Genomic DNA, 21,392 nt, shown 5'->3' with positions numbered 1-21,392 from the left:
ATTCAAATAATCTTCAATTACCAATGAAATATTTAACTAAAATGTCTTCAAAAATTCTAGTTGCAGGGATTGCACTTTTGCTGACAGCCTGTGGGAATTCACCGGCAGAAAGTAAGCAGAGTAATAGTACAGACAGTGAAAAAATTGCTTCATACAAAGGAGAAACTGAGCTGGCAACCTTTGCCGGTGGATGTTTTTGGTGTGTTGAAGCACCATTTGAAGGAATAGATGGTGTAATCGCTGCCACATCTGGATATTCTGGAGGAAAAGAGAAAAACCCAACCTATGGAGAAGTAAGTAGCGGATCTACTTCTCACAGAGAATCGGTACAGATTGCTTTTGACCCAGAGGTGATCAGTTATTCTGAATTAGTGGATATCTTTTGGCAAACATTCGACCCAACTGATGTAGGAGGTTCATTTTATGATAGAGGTTCACAATATGAATCTGCCATTTTCTATCATGATGAAGAGCAAAAGAGAGTTGCTGAGGAGTCTAAAAAACTTCTAGATGCATCTGGGAAATTTGATAAACCCGTTGCAACCCCTATTATTAAGTATAAAAATTTCTATCCTGCAGAGGACTATCATCAGGACTATTATAAAAAGAATCCAAAAGAATATTATGCTTATAGAAATGGTAGCGGAAGGGATGCATTTATCAAGGCCCATTGGCCTGAATTAAGCGAAAAAAAATACCCAGCTCCCTCTAAGGCAGAATTGAAGAGTAAATTAACAGATCTTCAATATGAAGTCACAATGGAAGATGCTACTGAGTATGCCTTCCAAAACGAATATAATGGAAATAAGGAGGCTGGAATTTATGTGGATATCGTAAGTGGTGCTCCTCTATTTAGCTCTAAAGACAAATATGAGTCCGGTTCAGGGTGGCCTAGCTTCACAAAACCAATCGATGCCAGAGTCATAGAAAAACCAATCGATAGATCTGCTGGTATGGTAAGAGTGGAAGTAAGAAGTAAATTAGGGAACAGCCACATAGGACATGTATTTTATGATGGGCCAAACCCAACAAATTTACGTTACTGTATGAACTCTGCAGCTATGAAGTTCATTCCTAAATCAGAAATGGAAGCTGCAGGATATGGAGATTATCTTTGGTTAGTTGATTAAGAGATTTTTGTATAAAAAATTTGAAAGGCCTGGAAAACCAGGCCTTTTTTTATACTATTTTTCTAAATGTAAGGTTTATTCTTATTGAATTGACTTTTTTTGATTTAGGCAATTGATGCTCCCAATACTGTTGACTGACATCCCCCATCAAGAGAAGACTTCCATGCTCTAAAGGTATTTTTATCTTGTTGGTTTTTTCTTTGTAGTGCCTAATTTGAAACTCTCTGACTGCTCCAAAACTTACAGAGGCAATTGTAGGCTTTTTCCCAAGACTTAATTCATTATCACGATGCCATCCCATCGAATCTTCCCCATTTCTATACTGGTTCAGCAGTACATGTGTAAAATCAGAATTTGTAAGTTTTTCTACTTTTTCTTTGATTTCCAACAAAAAATCGGTCCACTGGACGGGGATCATTTGAATTCCCGAATATTTATAAATTTTCCCTTGATCTCCATAAAGAGCAGTCAATCTAGGTTGCAGTAAAGTTTTTCCAAAAATCTTAATAGGTTCTTGCTTCCATTCTATTCCATTTAAAAGTAGTTTTAAAAATCTATCAGAAGCCTCTTTTGAAAGAAATTTCCCATAATATTTTGTTAATCCATCATAGGGCAATAAATTTTTTTTAGAATCGTGGAATAGATCTGACTGCATGATTATTGGGCTTTTTATCAATTTGTAAAAGATAATTTTACATTGGCTATTCAAATATATTTAGTCGACTTTCTATATTTAGTAAATCTTTTAAAATTGACTTATGAAAAAGTTTGCTTGGATCCTAGGTATTAGTACGCTTGTTATCTTCCTTATCTTTTTTTGGTGGAAATTCTATTTTGTTTTTGGCGAAGGAGTAAAAGCAGGAAGTCTAAATTACTTTGTTAAAAAGGGAGTAATTTTTAAAACCTATGAAGGACGAGTTGTCCAAGAAGGGTTTCAAAGTCCAACAGCTGGTGGATTGCAAAGCAATGAATTTAGATTTAGTGTAGAAAGCGAAGAGGTTGCTTCTCAGCTAGAAAGAGCCTCTGGAAAATTTGTAGAACTTAGATATAAGGAGTTTAATGGGATGCTTCCCTGGAGAGGCACCAGTAATTTTGTAGTCACGGAAGTACTTACGATACAAGATGCAGGCAAAACGGACGGATCCGCTTTGCCTTATGATCAATAATTAATGAGTCCAGTAATCTACGACTACAACTTTTGAAAGACTATTACCCAGAACTTCACCAAAAGCTTTATGGTCAGGATGAGGAAGGTAAATATCCCGATCTTCCTCTGAATGGAAAGTCAAAGTAAAAGCATGAGTCAGTCCATCATTCAAGCCTTCTGGGCTATTATTTGTACCCCATTCAAAACCTTTAATCTGCTCTATTTTGCTTGGTAAAGCCTTGAAAGCCTCTACTATCTCTTCAACTTTTTCAGGAGAAGTAGTTTCTGTAAATCCAAACAAAACTACGTGGCGCAAGACGGAATCAGGTTCCATTGGTTTTTCCATTTCTATTTCTTTTATTTCTTCTATTACTTTTTGTTCTTCCACTTTTTGATTACAAGCGGAAAAAAAGGCTATGATACCGACTAACAAGATTCCTTTATACATTTTTTTCATGTTCGTTTATTTAAAAATCTAATCTAGGCAGAATAGACAAATTATACCAAGCCTTTTAGGATTTGTGAATGCAAGTCATTAAATAATGAATTAAAATAGGGAATGAAGGTATCTTATTTTAAATTAACGAAATATTAGTAGATCTACGAAATTAAAATAAATGAAAACTAATCAGAGCCTATCATTCGCAATTATTGTCACATTTCTAATTATTGTCGGTTGTTCGACTGAAAAGAGAGATAAATCAGAGAATCCGGAGAATCCTAATTATTCTTTGGTAAAGGTGGATTCTTTTCAGGTCAACAATTTCACTAGAGTTAATATTCGAGATTACAGCCCAATTGAAAATATTTATCTAGGCTATTCTTTAACAGAAGACGATATTCTTGAAATTTCTGAATCAGGCGAAATTCTTAAAAGAGTTCATAAAAAAGGAGATGGTCCAGGAAACTATGGGTCTTGGAACCCGACTGGCCTTGGTTTTGGGCCTGACAGTCTGAGAATAGTAGAATTACCATTTCAGGTTATTGCCTACAGTCCGGACTACGAAATAATCCATTCACACAGGATCATGTCACCTTTACCGATCCGAGCCAATTCACCGCTTGGGATACCTCCATTTTATCAAAAAAATGACACAACCCTATTTCTTGTTGGACCAAGTAATTACATTACTGCCAGTAATTTAATTTATAACCAAGAAGGCAAAGACACTTTACAGAACTTCTACCAATTAAACCTTTTGACTGGGGATGTGAAATCTGTAATTCCTTATGAAAGTAATTCTATCTATAATTCCACCCAAGGTGTATACATGGAATTAATGGGGAAATCATTTTTTGTTGATTCGGAAAATAATGAACTGGTCCTAGTTCAAGGATTAGATCCTGAAATTCTAATCTATGATCTTAAAGACCTAAGTCTTAAGAATCGAATTCCAATTACTTATTCTGAATTTCTAACTTATGATCCTGTCCCTATTGGCACAAGAATCTCAGAAGAGATTGTCCTTCCATTAAGAAGATTAGCAGCAAAAAACCAAAAACTAATGAATTTGGGGGATGGGATTTATTTATTGCAGTATTTTACAGGCATTACCGAAGCTGAATTTGAAAATAGAAACTCCGAAGATGAACCTTATTCTGCAAGTCTAGATACATCTGAACAAAGAATTCTTATTTTTAAAGATGGAAAGCAATTAAATTTAGAACTTCCAGGATTAGATGGACTTCTGATCACTTCACTCCCTGGGAAAAGATTATTGGTTCAAGAGCCAGAAAACAAGGAAGTAGAAGAGGAATTCACTAAATTTTCAATCTACCAATTAACGACAAACTAACTAAAATGAAAGTAGCATGTTTTAGTACCAAATCATATGATCAGGAAAGCTTTGATCGGATTTTACCGGAACATGGTCACAAGTTCACCTATCTAGAGGCAAAGTTGGATAAATATACTGTTTCGCTATCTGAAGGCTATGACGCTGTTTGCACATTTGTCAATGACCATTTAGATGAAACTGTACTAAAAAAACTGGCTAGGTTAGGCGTAAAAAATATTGTATTAAGATGCGCAGGATATAATCAAGTTGATCTTAAAACCGCTGAAGAACTAGATTTTAAAATATGTCGTGTTCCTGCATATAGCCCTGAGGCGGTTGCTGAACATGCATTTTCTTTAATTTTAAGTTTAAGTAGAAAGACACATAAAGCTTACAACAGAGTTCGGGATAACAATTTTTCCCTGGAAGGTTTAGTGGGTTTTAATCTATTTGGAAAAACTGTTGGAGTTATTGGCACAGGGGCAATAGGTACAGCCTTTTGCAGGATCGCTTTGGGCTTTGGATGCAAAGTTTTAGCATATGACTTAATAGAAAATAAAGGGTTAAAGGCCTTGGGGATAGAGTATGTAACTCTTGATGAGTTACTTTCTTTAAGTCAGATAATTTCTTTGCATTGTCCGCTGACACCAGGAACCAAGCATATGATAAACGCTACTACATTGAGGCAAATGCCAGATGGAGTTATGCTAATCAACACAAGCCGAGGAGCATTAATAGAAACAAAGTCAGTAATTAGAGCTCTCAAAAATAGAAAGGTAGGATATCTTGGAATAGATGTATACGAACAAGAAGAAGACTTATTTTTTAGAGATTTATCAGAAGAGATTCTTCTGGATGAACAAATAGCTCGGTTAATGACCTTCCCCAATGTTCTTATAACGGGTCATCAGGCGTTTCTTACCAAAGAGGCTTTAACTCAAATTGCAAAGACGACTCTAGAAAATCTCGATCAAATTGAACAAAACAAGTCTCTCACGAATGAAATAAAATTCTCAAAGCAAAAAAGTCTATATCCTTAAAAAGGAAACACCTGCCCTCAATAGTGAGCAGGTGTTTTTTATTAAAAAGCAAACAGATCCTAATGGATCCGTTTTGAATTTGCTTACTTAACTACTTTTACGTTAACTGCGTTAACGCCTTTTTTACCTTGAACTAGATCATAAGATACCTTATCGTTTTCACGGATATCGTGTACCAAACCAGACTGGTGTACGAATACATCCTCGTCAGAGTCAGATGGTGTGATGAATCCAAAGCCTTTTGTAGTGTTAAAGAATTTTACTGTTCCTTCATTCATGATTTCTTGATTTAAAATTTGGTGTTCTTGTGTTTTTATTACTTTGATTTTGATTTTTTGTACTCTTTACTGGTTCCTCCTCTGGAGGAGTATCGGTGAAATTACCGAAGCGATCAATATAAACGATCATATCATCTAGATCCCCGCTTTTTGGCTGTGCTTTTCTTTCTAACTTTTTTTCAAATTTTTCTTTCTGTTTTCTTTTCTTTAATTCTGCTTTTTGCTTCTTAATGAAGCTATTCTGATTTTTTGACATACAGTTATTTTAGTTGACAAATGTAATGGCGTGACCTGTTTTACCTGCCCTACCCGTTCTTCCGATTCTGTGTATATAGCTATCCATTGTCATGGGCAGCTGATAGTTTATCACATGGGATACATCAGCCACGTCTATACCTCTTGCAGCCACATCTGTAGCTACCAACACTCTGGTTTGACCAGATTTGAATTGCTCTATGGTTTTATTTCTAAAATTTTGAGACTTGTTGCCGTGAATCAATCCAGATTTAACACCTGATTCATTCAATTTTTTACTTAGTCTATCAGCTAGTCTTTTGGTTTCGGTAAAAATAATCACCTTATCCATTGAGCGATCTTGGAAAAGATCTGCAAGCATGACAAACTTATCTTTGCCTTCAGGAACACGAATGATCCCTTGTTCAATATTCTCATTAGTTGTTATACCCGAGTTGATTTTCACCTCAACCGGATTATTCAACAATCCATTGATTAGACCTTTTTGAGAAGCTTCTAAAGTCGCCGAAAACAACATCGTTTGATTCCTTTGAGTCATAGCTCCAACCAATTTCTTCACATCATTGATGAACCCCATATCCAACATGCGGTCGAATTCATCCAGAACCAAGGTTTTTACCTGATTCAATTTTAGAAGTCTTCTATTTGTCAAATCGAGTAACCTACCAGGCGTACCCACAATGACATGAAGCTTCTTTGATAGGGCCTTCATATCTGTGTTAATATTTGTTCCCCCAATAAAAGTTGCCGATTGAAGATGCATACCCTTACCCAAGCTTATAAACTCTTGTTCTATCTGAAGTGCAAGTTCTCGCGTTGGAGTTACGATCAAGGCAGTAAACTGTCTAGGATCTTTAAGTGCATGTTCAATTATTGGGATCAAAAATGCTCCGGTTTTTCCAGAACCTGTATTCGAGATTCCAAGAAGATCTCTTCCATCTAACAACGAGGCAATTGATTGCTCTTGAATGTTGGTCATGTTTTCATAACCTTTTGATTCAAGATTTCTCAAAACTCCTTTAGCCAAGTTTAAACTTGTAAAAGAAGTTTTAGATTGAAATCCTTCCTGTCCAGTTGGTTTAGCTTTTTTGATCAGTAAGTTGGGATCCAAGGTGGATTCTTTCTTTTTCTGAACCTGTCTAGGCCCTCTTTTAGGTCTTGCTAAAGGATTCGGTTTTGTATTTCTATTTCTAGTATTGTTCATTATTTTAAGCTTTTTGTGGCTCCAATTTCGGAGTGTTTCCAAGTAAATAGAGCATTTTGAAATGGTCCAAAACAGCCATGAAAAAATTAGGCTTAGAATAATAAGGCACGTTAAATTCCTCCGCGGTAGCTTTTACTATAGGAGCAATATTCTTATAATGAACATGACAGATATCCGGGAACAAATGATGTTCAACCTGATAATTCAAACCACCGGCAAACCAAGTAATTATTTTTGAATTTGGCGAGAAATTGCAAGTAGTTGCTAGTTGGTGTAGGATTCTTTCTCCTTCAACATTTCCATGCTCATCTGCAACAGGAAAATTCACTTCCTCAACAATATGTGCAATTTGAAACACCATGGTTATAATAAACCCCGTCACAAAATGCATTGTAACGTAAGCCAACAAGATCATCCAAAATGGAAATGGAGCAAAGATCAAAGGAAGGCCAAGCATGATTGAAAAATATCCAATTTTCCATCCTATGATAGTCCACAAGGTTTTCTTATAACCATTCTCACCTTTCACTAGACCTTTTTTATGGTATCTTTTTAATCTGATGAAATCTTTAGCAGTAACCCAAGATAAGGTGGATAATGAGTAGAAAATCCAAGCATAAAGATGTTGGTATTTATGTAACCTATTCTGTTCAGCTTCTGGGGAAAACCTCAAGAAGAAGGGAGCATTTATATCATCATCATGCTCATGAATATTGGTATAGCTATGATGCAGTACATTATGCTGGATTCTCCAGACTTCCGAACTAGCTCCCACCATATTGAGCGTATAGCTGATATATTTATTAATTTTTGGGTTTTTGGAATACGATCCATGACAAGCATCATGCATTACTCCCATACCGATTCCTGCCATTCCAAACGCGGAAAGAATGTAGCAACCGAATAATTGCCAAGTCTCTGTGACAAAACCAGATACAATTAGAATTTGAGGAACTAAGAAAAGAGATATAAGCGATATAGTCTTTATGACCATTTCCTTATTTGCGTACTTGGATTTATTATTGGACTTAAAATGTCCATAAACCCTAGATTTGAGGGCGATAGAGAAATCTGAAAGATTAGACTCTGAGAATCTTATAGTTTTAATAAAGTCTTGTTTTGGTTTAATGGATTAAATTTCGGTACTGTTGGGGAGGATTTTACTGCAGGTTTTAATTCGAAAAATAGCCAGAGGCCACTGTTGAATTAAAAAAGTAGAAAAGGGAGAGAATTAAAACCTATGTAATCGCAAGGGTAAACTCTTGAATTTGCTACTTAAGCAGGTTGATAATCAACGCTAACTTTACTTCAAGGATCAGGATAAATATTGTTAAGTGAATTCCTGACTGGCACAAAGGTCTACCTATTATTTGGAAATTCCTAATTTGTTTGAAAATGGGCATGATAGATTTATCACAAAAGTTTTTTTCGACGCATCAAATTCAAATCTTATTTAAAAGGACGCCAATTCAACATGCCATTGATATGTAACATTTCAAATTTATTATATCGTTGCCTTGGCGTAAGAGATTTGCTTCCAAGAGCTTCCTTATTCATTAGGATTAGGTGTAAATCAACTGCTTTCAATTTATTAGGCTTGTATTTCAGTCCCACATTAATTTGTCGATAGGATGCAAAGCCATACTTATTTGCTTGAAAATCTTCAAGGCTTGGTAGCCAATGAAATCCAAAATGGATATAAGGCCTCAATCCGGTTTCTCCAACTTTATATTCAACATAGGTTACAAGGGCATCCATATTTCCAAAACCTTCGTTTCTTTCCCTTGGAATAAAAGTGTACCAGGCATCCTTTCCCCACTCCCTGGGACTCAACCATCTACCTTTTCCATCTAAATGAGAGTAACTTAAACTGGTTATCCAGTTGTTTTTCGAATATCCTAATTTCCCTGAAACTACCCAGTTTACGTCACTTGGGTCTTTATATCTTAAAATAGGGTCAACATTTCCTCCATCCCCTATACCATGTTGAAAGCCGACTTGAAAACCAGTAAACCAAGTACCTTTTTCAATAGATTTAGACCGGTTTCTTTCTATTTGAAACCAAAGTGTATTTGAAATATTTTGAACAAGGGTCTCTGAGAAGCTAATTTTACCAAGTTTATTTACTTCATGTGAAACTTCTAAAATTCCCATCCAATCGCTAGAAGTGTTGCCTCTATATTGGGATCCATTTCCATCTACGTCTCTCCCTACCGGAAAAACACCAATAGATTCTCCCAAGCCAAGCCATTTTGAGGTTCCTCTGACCCCTATCCTATTTATAGCCCATAAGCCAAAGTCCCAAGAGGAGTTTGGGGAAAACCACGTATGGATTCCTTCTATCGCAGTTGGAGCTAGTCTTCCATCCTGAGCATTGATCCAATTGGTATTAATTCCCGTGCGACCGATTCTCAAGCCCCATTTTGATTGAGAATAACCTAAAGAAAGGGTTTCTAGCTTTCCGAAAAATTTATCATCAACATTCAACAAATCGAATAATCCGACTTCATATCGGTTATTTAGACCTGAAAGTGGATCAGGAGATGTTAAATCAGAGCTCCATAAATTTCCATAGAGTCTATACCCTAAGTGCAGTTGAAGTCTTTCTTTAAATGTGATTTTTGTACCAATATTCAAACTCGAACCCAATGCAAAATCATTTTTAAAATCACTTGGATAACTTGTGCTCATCCAAAATGTACGGAAATGGATATCCGGTACTATTTCTAGCTTATTCTCAGATTGTTGAGCTTTAGCATGGAAAGAAAGCACCAGGAATACCCCTAGTAAAATCTTTCTCATTTCAATTTTGCTATAGCTTCTTTTATAGGCTTGAAAGGACCAAATTTATGCTGCTGTTCTGAAAACTCATCTGCATAAGGACCAAAAGGATGATCCATAGGTTTTTTAGAAATATCTGGCCAATCATTTGGAAAATCTCGGGTGGGTCTTTCTAAGCTATTCACATAAGCAGCCACATCCCAAGCTTCCTCATCTGTAAGAATCGGGTTTTCATATGTTGCTCCAAATGGCATATTAGCCCTTACATATCCAGCAAATTTTGACATTCTATAAAGTCCTGCCTTTTGATTGTAACTATGCTCTCCCCATAACGGTGGGTAGGTATATCCGCTACCATCTGCTTTAGCTAGACCTTGACCATCTGCCATATGACAGGCTACACATTGCTTATCATAGACAAGTTTACCTTTGATTGGATCAGCTGCTCTGTCTAACAATGGAAGCTCATAAATCCCTGCTCCACCTGGTCTTTCTCCTTTTGGAACATCTTGACCTAACCAATTCATATAGGCCACTAAGGCGATCATTTCTTTACTGTTATTCGGAAGTGCTTCTCCGTTTAGACTTCTTTGAAAACAACCATTGATTCTGGATTTAACATCCTCTTCAGTTCCAGATCTTCCCCTAACTTTTGGATAAGTACTTGCTACTGCTGAATAGTTATTACCTAATGGAACGGTACCCGCTTGTAAATGACAATTTTGACAGTTGAGGCCATTGGACATTTTTTTAACCTTTCCATTTGGCCCTAAGTATTCAGCTGTATTGGCTATTAGCTCACGACCATATTTGATATCATCAGCATTTGGTTCTTCATCCACTTTGCTCCAATCCGGGGCTTTCCACATGCTTACTGGATCCATCAAAGCTTTGGATTTAGGCTCTTCTATAACTTTAGCAACCACAGTTTCCTCTTTTAAGGAAGGAAGGTTTACTCCAGAATAGGATAAATAAATTACAACTCCGATTATCCCCACTAAAAGGCTTGCCAGCATTAGTAAACTTAATACCAGCGTAATCAATTGCAGAAATGGTTTACCGATCTGTTTCATATTCTTAAGTCAAGCAACAAAAATGAAATAAAACTGCACGAAAACCTGTGACAAGAATCACATCTAGCTTGAATTATCTAAATTTAATAGGCTTCTGCTAAAAAAACGAGTTTCTCTCCAATCAAACCTTGGAAAACATAACTATTGCCTGTTTTGAATAGATTTATCTCAACTAAATCTCCAAGTAAACACTCTGCTTGAAAATTGATCAAAAACTTATTTTTGTTGATTTTTCTCTCTTTTAGAATATTTTCGACCCAAAGAATATAACTGGTATTATTTACATGATTATTAAGATCCAGATCTGAATACCTTACTTTTAATTGTTCGCTGGCTATTAATTCTCCCTCAACTTTCACTTTTGCCGCTTGCCATTCCGGCTTTTCCAAAGGATCAAATAGATGTGATGGTAAAACTACTTCGGGCCTCATAGGTCGTTTTGATTGAATATTCAATAATAAATAAGAAGTCATGCATTGAACTAAAACTTGACCTTTCTCATCTGTCATTAAAAATTCTCTAAAAGCAAAAAGCTTTTCCACTCCCCTTCCCGCAGTAAATACTTTTACCCTTTGACCCCATGAGGGTAGGTTAAAGCAGTGAAAATCCATTCTTGATAATACCCACATTCTATTCTCTTCTATCAAATTCCTTCCGAAATCGGCAGAGTCTGCATGTCTCCAAGAAGTCTCCTGAAATAAATCACCTACACAACTCAACCTGATTTTTCCATCAGGATGAACTTGAAAAGACCCAATTTCAAAGTCCTTTTCAAACTGAAATCTTTCAGAAAGATCCATGAATTTTAAATTACTTTTATTTTTTTCGGAATTAAGAAAACAGCTTTGCGAAAGCTAGAGAGAAGGGTGATACCCAAAGCACTCACTGCCACCATCGCGAAAGAAGTCTTAAGATTAAATAAATCCGCAATAAAACCTATCAATGGGGGCCCCAATAAGAATCCAAAAAAAGAAATCGTAGATACTAAAGCCAAAGCAACGCTTGGAGCGTACAGTTTTGATCTCCCTGCAATGCTATATGAGAGCGGAACAATGGAAGCAACTCCAAATCCAACCAATAAAAAACCAAATGTTGCGACCTGAATTGTTGGGAATAGTACGGACAAAATAAGCCCTAAAAATATCAAAACTCCACTTACCTGGATTACTGCGACTTTAGTGAATTTGGCAGCAATTTTATCGGTAATAAACCTTCCTGATGCCATTGCTCCCATAAAAGCAACATAACCTAATGCAATCATAGAGGGATCTGCTAAAACGACTTTCTTGAAATAGACACCACTCCAATCAAACATGCACCCCTCGCACATCATTCCTAAAAAAGATATTAAACTAATTCTTAGAAGTAATGCATCCGGTTTTTTCAATATTAACCCTCCATCTGCCGATGCCGCTTTTTCTTTTACAATAAAGCCTTGGGCAGAAAGAATTATAACAATTGAAATTAAAGCTACTACTGCAAAATGAGCCGCAGGGGATAGTCCAAAATAAATCATCAATGCTCCTATACCTGCTCCAGCAAACCCAGCCATACTCCAAAGCCCATGAAAAGAGGCCAGAATACTCTTACCCATTTGATCTTCCAGATTTAATGCTTGCGTATTTAATGAGATATTCATCGTATTACCGAGCATCCCATAAAGAATCAATACTGGAACTAATACCCATGTAGAAGGTGCCAATCCAATTAAAGGTAAAGTCAAAGCATATGAAAAAGCACCTACCATAATTATAATCCTACTTCCAAACTGATGAACGGCCCAGCCAGCTATTGGCAAACCTAATACAGACCCCATGGGAAGAAACAACAGCAGCGTTCCGAGCTGTCCTTCTGATAAATCAAATCTTGTTTGGATATCAGGTATCCTTGCTGCCCATGAAGCAAAGCAAAGTCCGGCAAAAAAGAAAAAAGCACCTAAGGCAACTCTTCGTTTGGAAAGGGGATTCATAAATTATAAATAGATCAATAGGTTTCGAAATTTAGAAAGATTCATCTAATATGCCTTTACTTAGAAAAAAGAGACCTAAACTATTTAGGTTAAGTTCTGTTATCCATAGAAAATTTATACATGGAATTTATCATCGTAGGTGCAATAATCATCACTATTATTTTTTTAATCAGGTTTATTATCCGAAAGGTCTTTGACTAAAAAAGCCACTCTCTTTTCAGAAAGTGGCCAGCCCTATATCAACAACTAACTCTATTTAATTAGGAAGTTTATCGGAAAATTTACCATAGACCCAAGTTCCTACAATTGCGAAGAATAGCGTCACGGATACGACCAAAAAGCCACTTCCGATCTGAGCGAATAAAGGCCCGGGGCATGCCCCAGTAAGAGCCCAACCCAAACCGAAGATAAATCCACCAATAATCTGCCCTTTTCTAAATTCCTTTTTTGGGATTTTGACCGTTTCTCCTGACATTGTTTTGATCCTAAATCGCTTTATCAACTGGATGGAAATAATTCCAGTAACTATTGCTGAACCTATCACTCCATACATGTGGAAAGACTGAAGACGAAACATTTCCTGAATTCTAAACCAAGAAATGATCTCAGCTTTCACAAAAACAATCCCAAACAAAATTCCAACGATCATGTATTTGATCAATTCAGTCCCTTTTTCTATATCTTTTTGAGAGTTTGGTGCATCACAAACCTCTGCCTGTACATTTTTTTCTAATACTTTCATTTCATTAATAAATTAAAATCCCACCAAACTCATTAAAGGTCCCATTAACAAGTGAGTCATCACAAGTCCTCCTATCATGAAGAAAATAGTAGCTAGAAGTGAAGGCCACTGAAGAGAACTGATTCCCATAATCGCATGACCTGAAGTACAACCTCCAGCGTATCTTGTACCGAATCCAACTAAGAATCCTCCAAAAACAAAAAACAATAATCCTTTTGCTGAAAATAAAGTACTCCACGAAAAGATATCTGATGGCAACAATCCTGAGAAATCAGTTATTCCCAAAGCTATCAAATCTGCTTTCGTCTGATCAGCAAGTATGAAATCATCTGGATTGGCAAGAAATTGAGTGGCTATAAAGCCTCCAATTAATACCCCTAAAACAAACATTAAATTCCACATTTCCTTTCTCCAATTGTATGTGAAGAATGGGATTCCAGAGGGAACACAGATGGCACATGCATGTCTCAAGGAAGAGGAAACACCAAAGGTTTTATTCCCAAGTAGAAGTAAGGTTGGTACCGTCAATCCGATAAGCGGCCCGGCTACATACCATGGCCAGGGTTGTGATACCCATTCAATAAATTGATTCATATTTTATTAATTTTCAATTGTTAAAATCTATAATCCACTATTAAGCTGTAGTTTATCATGTTTACTTTATTAATGATACTTTCAGGAGGAAGTTCCTGACTTGGAGCCTCTTTCTTTCCCACTACTTGAAGTTGAAGATCTAGCCCTTGAAAGAACCCTTTAAACCGATAATCTACTAGACCGGAGACCTGGAAATAATCAGGGATCCCATATTTATTTAGATGAAAATCATTATGATCTGGATTATCTACATGAGAGAATCCCACTCCGATTTTTAACTTTTCATCAACCAAACTTTGATCATATTTGATCATTCTTACGCTAACACCTCCAAGGCCTTCAAATCGCTCTCTAGGAAGACTGACAAAGAATTGTTCTCTCCCCCATTCTCTGGGAAAAAGAAATCTTCCTTTATCTGAAATTTTCAGATAGTTCAGGGTCAACTTACTTTTTGGCCATTTCAATCCTCCACGCAAGCCAAGACCACTAGTTTGCTCATTTGGCAGAATATAGGCCTTTTGAGGATTTTCATTTCCCCCATCCCCAACAGCCGACTCGTAGAAGCCTTGAATTCCCCACAGAAACTCAGGGCCTAAATTCATATCCAAATGACCTGTAGCTTGAAGTGTGGATAGTCCAAATACACCTTCCGCTAAGTAGCTCCAAGATTCGAATTTTGCCCGATCGGATACATAATCAAAACCTAACGAAGCGATTCCTTTTGAATCGATATGATGTTTATAAGACTCCTCTGAGTCCAATGGATTCCTTCCTGTATTGTAAAGTCCAAATGACTCTTCAACACTTAACCATTCCAATGATCCTCGTGAGATAACATGGGAAAACCAAGATGCTTTTACTCCAAGTTTACCAGGTTTCACTTCAACCGAAATCCCACTGAATAAGTTTGGCCGCATCCTATTATCTGAAGCATTCAGAAAGGGACTATCAAAATGATGTCTCCCTACCCAAATACTCAATGACTCTTTTTCATAGCTTAAGAAGAATTCCTCTAGTCTATCTAAATCCTTATGATTAGTTGGATTTTGTAAATCATAAAGCAGAATCTCATATCGGTTTGGACTTTGGGTTAATGGGTCAATTGCCGTCACATTATTTTCAAAATGTCTAAAGACAAAAAAACCACTAAAGCCTAAACCTAAGCCTTTCCAACGAGGAGAGAAATATCCTATTCCTGCTCCTGTTCCCCAAGTCTGGTAATCCAAAAGATACCCTTGATTTTGAGTTGCCATAAAATAGGATCTAAGGTGGAATTCAAACTTTCCTTCTTTCAATACCTTTCCAAACAACGTTTTGTCTGGATCATCCTCAATCACCTCCATATTTCCATGTTGAGCGAAAGCCATTTGAGACCAACCAAACAATAAAAAAAGAAGCGATATAACTCGAATTATTGGGTTCATTTTCTGTGTGACTTTTGTCACTTTGAATTGCTTTAAATTTAAAATGGCAAACCTTTCGGCTTGCCATTTTTGGGTTTAAGCAACTTTTCCCACTCGATTAGAGCAAGGTTGTTGGACAAACGTAATCCGTTACTTTAAACTTCTCAGATTCCTTAATGGCTTTAAATCCACCATCAATATCAATCAGATTATCATAACCTCTTGCTCTGAGGATGGAATTAAAGATCATAGACCTATATCCTCCAGCACAGTGCACGAAATACGTTTTATCCTTATCTATTTTCAGCATGCTATCATTGATGTAGTCTAGAGGGGCATTTTCAGCATCCACTACATGTTCTGACATGTATTCGCTATTTTTCCTTACATCAACAATATTAATTTCTGGATTTTTTTCTTTTCTAGCTGCCAATTCTTCAGCTGAGATAGATTCTATCTGATCGATTTCATGCCCTGATTTTTTCCAGGCTTCAATTCCGCCTTCCAAATATCCGAGAGCATAATCATATCCTACTCTAGCCAATCTGGTAATTACCTCTTCTTCTCTACCTTCCTCTGCAACTACTAAAATCTCCTGCTTTAAATCTGGAATCATAGCACCAACCCAGACTGCAAAACTTCCATCAATTCCGATGTTTACTGAATTAGGCACAAAACCTTTGGCAAACACCTGAGGATCTCTTGTATCCAAAATCAAAGCACCTGTTTCATTAGCAGCAGCTTCAAATTGAGCTGGAGTCAATGGTTTCACACCTCTTTCCAATACTTCATCAATGCTGTCATATCCTTGGATATTCATCATAACATTTTGAGGGAAGTAAGCAGGAGGTGGTGTTAAACCTGTGATCACCTCTTTGATAAACTCCTCTTTAGTCATCTCCTGAAGCGCATAATTTGTCTTCTTCTGATTCCCTAAAGTATCTGAAGTCTCTTTACTCATATTTTTGCCACAAGCAGAACCTGCTCCGTGTGCCGGATAAACGATCAAATCATCTGGCAAAGGCATAATTTTATTTCTTAATGAATCATAAAGATGAGCAGCCAACTTATCCTGCGTTAAATCTTTTACGACTTTTTGAGCCAAATCTGGTCTTCCTACGTCTCCGATAAATAGAGTGTCTCCTGTAAAGATTGCTTCTGGTTTACCTTCTTCGTTATAAAGCAAATAACAAGAACTCTCCATTGTGTGACCTGGAGTATGAATTAGCTTCACTTTTGCTTTACCTATTTTGAACTCTTGACCATCTTCAGCAACAATTGCATCAAATCCCATTTTCATAGTTGTCGGACCGTATACAATCGGGGCTCCTGTCTTTTTTGAAAGATCTTGATGCCCGGAAACGAAATCGGCATGGAAGTGAGTTTCAAAAACATATTTGATTTTCGCATTCCTTCTTTCAGCCTTTTCAATATATGGCTGAACTTCTCTAAGTGGGTCGATTACCGCTGCCTCGCCATCTGATTCGATGTAATATGCTCCTTGAGCAAGGCATCCGGTATAAATTTGTTCAATTTTCATATTGTTATTTTTCTGTTATTCTATTTTTAATTACCCAAAGATATTTAGGTCAAAATAAATCTTAAATGACTTTTGTCACATTCGATTTTTATTAACTCTTAATATTTGATTCAATAGTTTGTACCAGTTGATGAGCTGGGACAACACCCGATTGTCTCCAAAGAATTTTTCCTTTTTGAAATAAAATCAATGTTGGAACCCCCCTCACTTGAAATTTACTTGCCGCTAAAGGGTTTTTATCTACGTCTACTTTTAATATTTTGACTTTCTCACCCATCTGTCTGGAAGTATCTTCCAGAATTGGATGCATCATTTTACATGGACCGCACCAGGTAGCTGTAAAGTCTACCAAAACTGGCTGGTCTCCATCAATCAATTCTTGAAAGGTTTTTGGTTGTACGTTCATGGTCATAATATTTAATTAACACAACAAAAGTACAGCGACTTTAGGTTCGCTACAGTAATTTATATCACAAAGCATTTTTTTCTTGATTGACTTCAACTTTTAAAAAGTGCTAAAAAATCCGCAGTTGGCGATTATTTTTTTATTTTCGCCAGTCAAATATCTCGAATTAATGCTCAAGTATAAGCAAATCAATAATTTAACAGGCTGGCTTATTTTTGCCATAGCCGCAGTAGTATACATTTTGACTGCAGAACCAACCGCAAGCTTCTGGGATCCAGGGGAATTTATTGCGGTATCATACAAATTGCAAGTTCCACATCCTCCCGGAGCTCCTTTCTTTTTGTTGGTTTACAGGATGTTTAGCTTCTTGGCGCTAGGTGATGGATTGGAAGTAGCTTATTGGATGAATGTTGGAAGTGCTCTGTTCTCAGCCTTTACAATATTATTTTTATTCTGGTCCATTACCCTTTTCGGTAGAAGACTATATAAAATCGAAGAGGGAAAAGAAAGTACAGGCCAGGTTATTTCCTTAATGGGTGCAGGTATTGTGGGATCATTATTGTATACTTTCACTGATAGTTTTTGGTTTTCAGCAGTAGAAGCTGAAGTTTATGCCATGTCCTCATTTTTTACCGCAATTGTGATTTGGGCATTTTTGAAGTGGGATGTAATTAAAGATCCAAGAGAAGAGAATAAGTACATGATCTTCATTGCTTATTTAGTAGGACTTTCAATTGGTGTCCACTTGCTGAATTTGGTAACATTACCTGGTCTAGCATTAATTTACTATTTCAAAAAATACGAAAAACCAAGTCTTAAAGGAGCCTTTGCTGCCATGTTGATTGGTGGTGTGGCGCTAATCATTATAAACAATTTAATTATTCCTGGACTTCCAAGTTTGGCGGGGTCGATAGAAATTTTCTTTGTGAATTCTTTGGGCTTACCATTTGGGTCTGGCATCATTTTCTTTTCAATAGCCTTCTTTACTGCTTTATTTTTCGCTTACAAATATTCCAGAAGTAAAGAAAATGCAACCTTAAATACAGCTCTTCTTTCTTTGGTATTCATTTTAATCGGATATAGTAGTTATGCCTTGATAGTCATCCGTGCCAATCAAGACCCTATCATTAACGAAAATGCACCAAAGGATATCATCAGCTATGTTTCTTATCTAAAACGAGAGCAATATGGCTACAGACCCCTGCTTCATGGCCAGTATTTCACTGCAAAATTGGTAGATCAAAAAGAGGGTGAGCCTGTTTATATGAAGGGAAAGGATAAATACGAAATCGTAGATTACGGATTGGAAAATATTTATGAACCTTCAAAGACGACGATACTACCAAGAGTGTATTCTACTCAGGAAAACCACAAACGTATTTATCGTCAAGTTTTGGGTTTAAGAGAAGGTCAAGACCCTACTTTCGGAGACAACCTCTATTTCATGTTTAAGCATCAGCTTGGCAAAATGTATTGGCGGTATTTTATGTGGAATTTTTCAGGAAGGGAAAGTGATTTTTCTGATGCTCCATGGATAGGAATTACAGATGCTTTGTCAGATAAATATCCAGATTATATCAAAGAAAATAAAGGCCACAACAATTTCTTTATGCTTCCTTTACTCCTAGGAATCATCGGGCTATTCTTTCAGGCTAAATATGACCCCAAGTCCTTTTATGTGAATTTAATGCTCTTCTTGATGATGGGAGTAGTTTTAGTACTCTACCTGAATTCCCCTCCGGTAGAGCCGAGAGAACGAGATTATATTTATGTAGGTAGCTTTTATGCCTTCGCTATCTGGATCGGTATGGGAGTGATGGGAATCGCCCATGCGATAGGAAAAATGAATAAAAATTTAGCAACTGCAGGCGTTTTGGCTACTCTTTTAACTTTACCTGTAGTTGGCCTTGTAGCTAGCCAGACTTGGGATGATCATAATAGAAAAGGAAGATACTTTTCAGTAGACTCCGCTCGTAACTTCCTGGCTTCCTGCGCGCCAAATGCCATTCTATTTACCGGTGGAGACAATGATACCTTTCCACTTTGGTACGTTCAGGAAGTAGAAGGATTCCGAACAGATGTCAGAGTGATTGTTTTAAGTTATTTTGATACAGATTGGTACGTCGAGCAAATGACACGTCCTGTAAATGAATCAGAAGCATTACCTTTTAGCCTAGATGAATCCCGCTATCAAAAAGGTACGAATGATGTATTATATGTTACAGGTGACGATAATCCTAATTCTGCGATATCGGTAAGAGCCTATCTAAACCTTTTAAATGAGGCAGACCCTAGGTTGAATGTAAATACCGGTGGTAAAAGCGTTGTTAATATGGTGCCGTCAAGAAACCTAGTTTTGGATATTGATAGCGCATCTGTTGCCAATAAAGATATTATTCCTGATGAGTTTACTCCGTTGTTTACCCCTCAGATTAATTTGAGAGTAAAGGGACAATATCTCACTAAAGGGACGCTGATGCTGATTGATTTGATCACAAGTAATAACTGGGAAAGGCCCATTTATTTCAACAACACCTCTCTTTCCACCATCGGGATAGACTTAGAAGATCATGTTGTAAATGAAGGGTTGACTTATAGATTGCTACCGGTTCAAAAACCTGATTTTATTCGCGATGAATTGGTCAATGCAGATCTCGCTTATAAAAACTATATGGAGAAATTTGCTTTCCGGGGAATGGATGATCCAAATGCATATCTCGATGAAGAGTATCGAAGATTTGCTTCTAACCATAGAAGTGCCTTAAATTCTATTGCAATAGCATTATTGGACCAGAATAAAATGGATAAAGCCACTGAGCTTTTAAATTATGGATTAAAAGTAATGCCTCATGAAGCTATTCCATATGATCTTTCTAGCGGTCAATCCGTACCGCTTTTCTTTGAAGTAGGAGAAGAAGAGAAAGCGTTGGACATTATTGATAAAGTCTCAAAGAAATCATTGGATATGATTGAGTTTTACACAAATGAGAATAGGGATTATGACAGAGAAATGATGATTTCCATTGAAATGATCCGCTATTTCATACCGCTTTTAGAAGAACGAGGCTATCAAGAAAAAGCAGACGAACTAAAAGGAAGGCTTAGTGCCTATATGGGTGAAGAAGTGGTTCCGAGCCAGATCGATAGAAGATAAAAAAAGCGGCTTAGTGAACTAGCCCCCAATAAGTGTCTAACTTTTTGGCGGCACTTCATAGGCCGCTTTTTTTATTTTTTGTGTAAGATATAAAACAAATCCAATCCCAATTCTGGATCCTCCACAATAGGGTAATCTTCGTGTGTTATTTCCGTAACATTTGAAATTTGCTGTTTGTGAAGCTTGTTTCTGTTTCTCCTATTTAAGATTTCATAAGGCATTCTTAAAACAGCAGCAGGCAGTCTATATTGCAAATTAAAAATATCAAATCGCATTATTTTTTGCACAGATCTCCGGTTGGCAGCATGGTAAGACCATACTTTTTCATTACCTCCTACTCCCTTTGAATCAACTTGATCAAAAATTGATTCCGACAGATCGATTAACTGTTTTGGAGTATATTCTCTGACATGCCAAGGGTTTCTAGATAAGGTATGTTTGATATTTGGAGTGGAAATAATTGCTTTACCGCCAGGTTTAAGCACTCGATAAATTTCTTGAAGAAAAAGCTTATCATTTTTGATATGCTCAATTACCTGAAAACTCACCACTGTATCATAGGAATTATCTTCTATCCCATGAAAAGGAGGAATTACAGCTTGTTCAAAATTCACTTTTGGGAATTTTTGTCGAAGCGAATCAATTACTTCCTGAATCTTATCAATTCCTAAATATTCCGACGCATGTGGTAGAAGTATTTCCACTCCCCTTCCTTCTCCACAGCCAATTTCCAGTAATTTTCCAGAAACCAAAGGTTGAGCGGCAATGTATGCTTTAAGCAAACGTTGATGAATTGGATTGTCACTGATTAACTTGTCGGATGCAATTTCCGTTGTATAGGTAGCCATACAAAATTTTACTATTTTGGCAAAAGTAAGGTTAATTTTTAAAACCCGAT

Annotated in this window: 21 protein-coding genes; 5 read left to right on the top strand and 16 right to left on the bottom strand. The window is 36.8% G+C overall.

Annotated elements, in window-relative coordinates; all coding sequences use genetic code 11:
• Positions 1 to 23 precede the first annotated feature (23 nt).
• A complete protein-coding gene (gene msrA, locus AAGF08_RS03145) occupies positions 24 to 1,130 on the top strand; it encodes a peptide-methionine (S)-S-oxide reductase MsrA (protein WP_343509499.1) in 1,107 nt (368 codons plus the stop codon).
• Between the two features lie 49 nt (positions 1,131 to 1,179).
• On the opposite strand, the gene AAGF08_RS03140 is transcribed toward msrA, so the two are convergent.
• Entirely contained in the window at positions 1,180 to 1,785 is a 606-nt protein-coding gene (locus AAGF08_RS03140) for an alpha-ketoglutarate-dependent dioxygenase AlkB (protein WP_343509498.1), read from the bottom strand.
• 103 nt (positions 1,786 to 1,888) lie between these two features.
• On the opposite strand from AAGF08_RS03140, the gene AAGF08_RS03135 reads away from it, so the two are divergent.
• On the top strand, positions 1,889 to 2,296 hold the full coding sequence (locus tag AAGF08_RS03135) for a hypothetical protein (RefSeq protein WP_343509497.1): 408 nt from the start codon (positions 1,889 to 1,891) through the stop codon (positions 2,294 to 2,296).
• Here AAGF08_RS03135 and AAGF08_RS03130 read toward each other — a convergent pair whose 3' ends face one another.
• Positions 2,297 to 2,734, bottom strand: coding sequence for a Dabb family protein (locus AAGF08_RS03130; protein WP_343509496.1), 438 nt, complete (start codon positions 2,732 to 2,734; stop codon positions 2,297 to 2,299).
• Between the two features lie 160 nt (positions 2,735 to 2,894).
• Between AAGF08_RS03130 and AAGF08_RS03125 the strand changes: the two genes are divergently transcribed.
• Together AAGF08_RS03125 and AAGF08_RS03120 are read left to right on the top strand one after the other, a co-directional pair.
• A complete protein-coding gene (locus AAGF08_RS03125; protein ID WP_343509495.1) occupies positions 2,895 to 4,073 on the top strand; it encodes a hypothetical protein in 1,179 nt (392 codons plus the stop codon).
• Between the two features lie 5 nt (positions 4,074 to 4,078).
• A complete protein-coding gene (locus AAGF08_RS03120) occupies positions 4,079 to 5,095 on the top strand; it encodes a 2-hydroxyacid dehydrogenase (protein ID WP_343509494.1) in 1,017 nt (338 codons plus the stop codon).
• A gap of 83 nt (positions 5,096 to 5,178) precedes the next feature.
• Here the strand turns inward: AAGF08_RS03120 and AAGF08_RS03115 are convergent, their stop codons facing one another.
• The 13 genes from AAGF08_RS03115 to trxA all read right to left on the bottom strand — a co-directional run bounded on the left by AAGF08_RS03115 (position 5,179) and on the right by trxA (position 17,340).
• The gene (locus AAGF08_RS03115; protein ID WP_296704718.1) at positions 5,179 to 5,373 is read right to left on the bottom strand and encodes a cold-shock protein; all 195 of its coding nucleotides are present in this window, start codon (positions 5,371 to 5,373) and stop codon (positions 5,179 to 5,181) included.
• Positions 5,366 to 5,629: a cold-shock protein gene (locus tag AAGF08_RS03110; protein WP_343509493.1), complete on the bottom strand. Its 264-nt coding sequence runs from the start codon at positions 5,627 to 5,629 to the stop codon at positions 5,366 to 5,368. The genes AAGF08_RS03115 and AAGF08_RS03110 overlap by 8 nt, the downstream gene beginning before the upstream one ends.
• A gap of 9 nt (positions 5,630 to 5,638) precedes the next feature.
• The gene (locus tag AAGF08_RS03105) at positions 5,639 to 6,832 is read right to left on the bottom strand and encodes a DEAD/DEAH box helicase (protein ID WP_343509492.1); all 1,194 of its coding nucleotides are present in this window, start codon (positions 6,830 to 6,832) and stop codon (positions 5,639 to 5,641) included.
• 4 nt (positions 6,833 to 6,836) lie between these two features.
• The gene (locus AAGF08_RS03100) at positions 6,837 to 7,826 is read right to left on the bottom strand and encodes an acyl-CoA desaturase (protein ID WP_343509490.1); all 990 of its coding nucleotides are present in this window, start codon (positions 7,824 to 7,826) and stop codon (positions 6,837 to 6,839) included.
• A gap of 455 nt (positions 7,827 to 8,281) precedes the next feature.
• Positions 8,282 to 9,634 (bottom strand): hypothetical protein, encoded by a 1,353-nt coding sequence (locus AAGF08_RS03095; protein ID WP_343509489.1) that lies wholly within the window; start codon positions 9,632 to 9,634, stop codon positions 8,282 to 8,284.
• Complete coding sequence (locus AAGF08_RS03090) at positions 9,631 to 10,686, bottom strand: c-type cytochrome (RefSeq protein WP_343509488.1); 1,056 nt, start codon at positions 10,684 to 10,686, stop codon at positions 9,631 to 9,633. Before AAGF08_RS03090 ends, AAGF08_RS03095 begins: the two co-directional genes overlap by 4 nt.
• Positions 10,687 to 10,769: 83 nt before the next feature.
• Complete coding sequence (locus AAGF08_RS03085) at positions 10,770 to 11,486, bottom strand: acyl-ACP thioesterase domain-containing protein (RefSeq protein ID WP_343509487.1); 717 nt, start codon at positions 11,484 to 11,486, stop codon at positions 10,770 to 10,772.
• Positions 11,487 to 11,491: 5 nt separating this feature from the next.
• On the bottom strand, positions 11,492 to 12,655 hold the full coding sequence (locus AAGF08_RS03080; RefSeq protein ID WP_343509486.1) for an MFS transporter: 1,164 nt from the start codon (positions 12,653 to 12,655) through the stop codon (positions 11,492 to 11,494).
• A 256-nt stretch (positions 12,656 to 12,911) separates the two neighbouring features.
• The gene (locus AAGF08_RS03075) at positions 12,912 to 13,397 is read right to left on the bottom strand and encodes a DUF6691 family protein (protein ID WP_343509485.1); all 486 of its coding nucleotides are present in this window, start codon (positions 13,395 to 13,397) and stop codon (positions 12,912 to 12,914) included.
• Between the two features lie 12 nt (positions 13,398 to 13,409).
• A complete protein-coding gene (locus AAGF08_RS03070; RefSeq protein ID WP_343509483.1) occupies positions 13,410 to 13,991 on the bottom strand; it encodes a YeeE/YedE thiosulfate transporter family protein in 582 nt (193 codons plus the stop codon).
• 20 nt (positions 13,992 to 14,011) lie between these two features.
• The gene (locus AAGF08_RS03065; protein WP_343509482.1) at positions 14,012 to 15,415 is read right to left on the bottom strand and encodes a hypothetical protein; all 1,404 of its coding nucleotides are present in this window, start codon (positions 15,413 to 15,415) and stop codon (positions 14,012 to 14,014) included.
• A gap of 97 nt (positions 15,416 to 15,512) precedes the next feature.
• Complete coding sequence (locus tag AAGF08_RS03060; protein WP_343509480.1) at positions 15,513 to 16,934, bottom strand: MBL fold metallo-hydrolase; 1,422 nt, start codon at positions 16,932 to 16,934, stop codon at positions 15,513 to 15,515.
• Between the two features lie 91 nt (positions 16,935 to 17,025).
• Positions 17,026 to 17,340 carry a thioredoxin gene (gene trxA, locus AAGF08_RS03055; protein WP_343509479.1) on the bottom strand — a complete coding sequence of 105 codons (315 nt, stop codon included), beginning with the start codon at positions 17,338 to 17,340 and terminating at the stop codon, positions 17,026 to 17,028.
• A 169-nt stretch (positions 17,341 to 17,509) separates the two neighbouring features.
• Here trxA and AAGF08_RS03050 point away from each other — a divergent pair, with 169 nt between their 5' ends.
• Positions 17,510 to 20,494 carry a DUF2723 domain-containing protein gene (locus AAGF08_RS03050; protein WP_343509478.1) on the top strand — a complete coding sequence of 995 codons (2,985 nt, stop codon included), beginning with the start codon at positions 17,510 to 17,512 and terminating at the stop codon, positions 20,492 to 20,494.
• 71 nt (positions 20,495 to 20,565) lie between these two features.
• Here the strand turns inward: AAGF08_RS03050 and AAGF08_RS03045 are convergent, their stop codons facing one another.
• Positions 20,566 to 21,342 (bottom strand): methyltransferase domain-containing protein, encoded by a 777-nt coding sequence (locus tag AAGF08_RS03045; protein ID WP_343509477.1) that lies wholly within the window; start codon positions 21,340 to 21,342, stop codon positions 20,566 to 20,568.
• Positions 21,343 to 21,392: the final 50 nt, after the last annotated feature.

It is taken from the genome of Algoriphagus sp. SE2, assembly GCF_039563885.1.
In the GTDB taxonomy this organism is placed as follows: domain Bacteria; phylum Bacteroidota; class Bacteroidia; order Cytophagales; family Cyclobacteriaceae; genus Algoriphagus.
The sequence above is the reverse complement of the archived record's forward strand: the minus strand, read 5'-3'. Positions and strand labels throughout refer to the sequence as shown.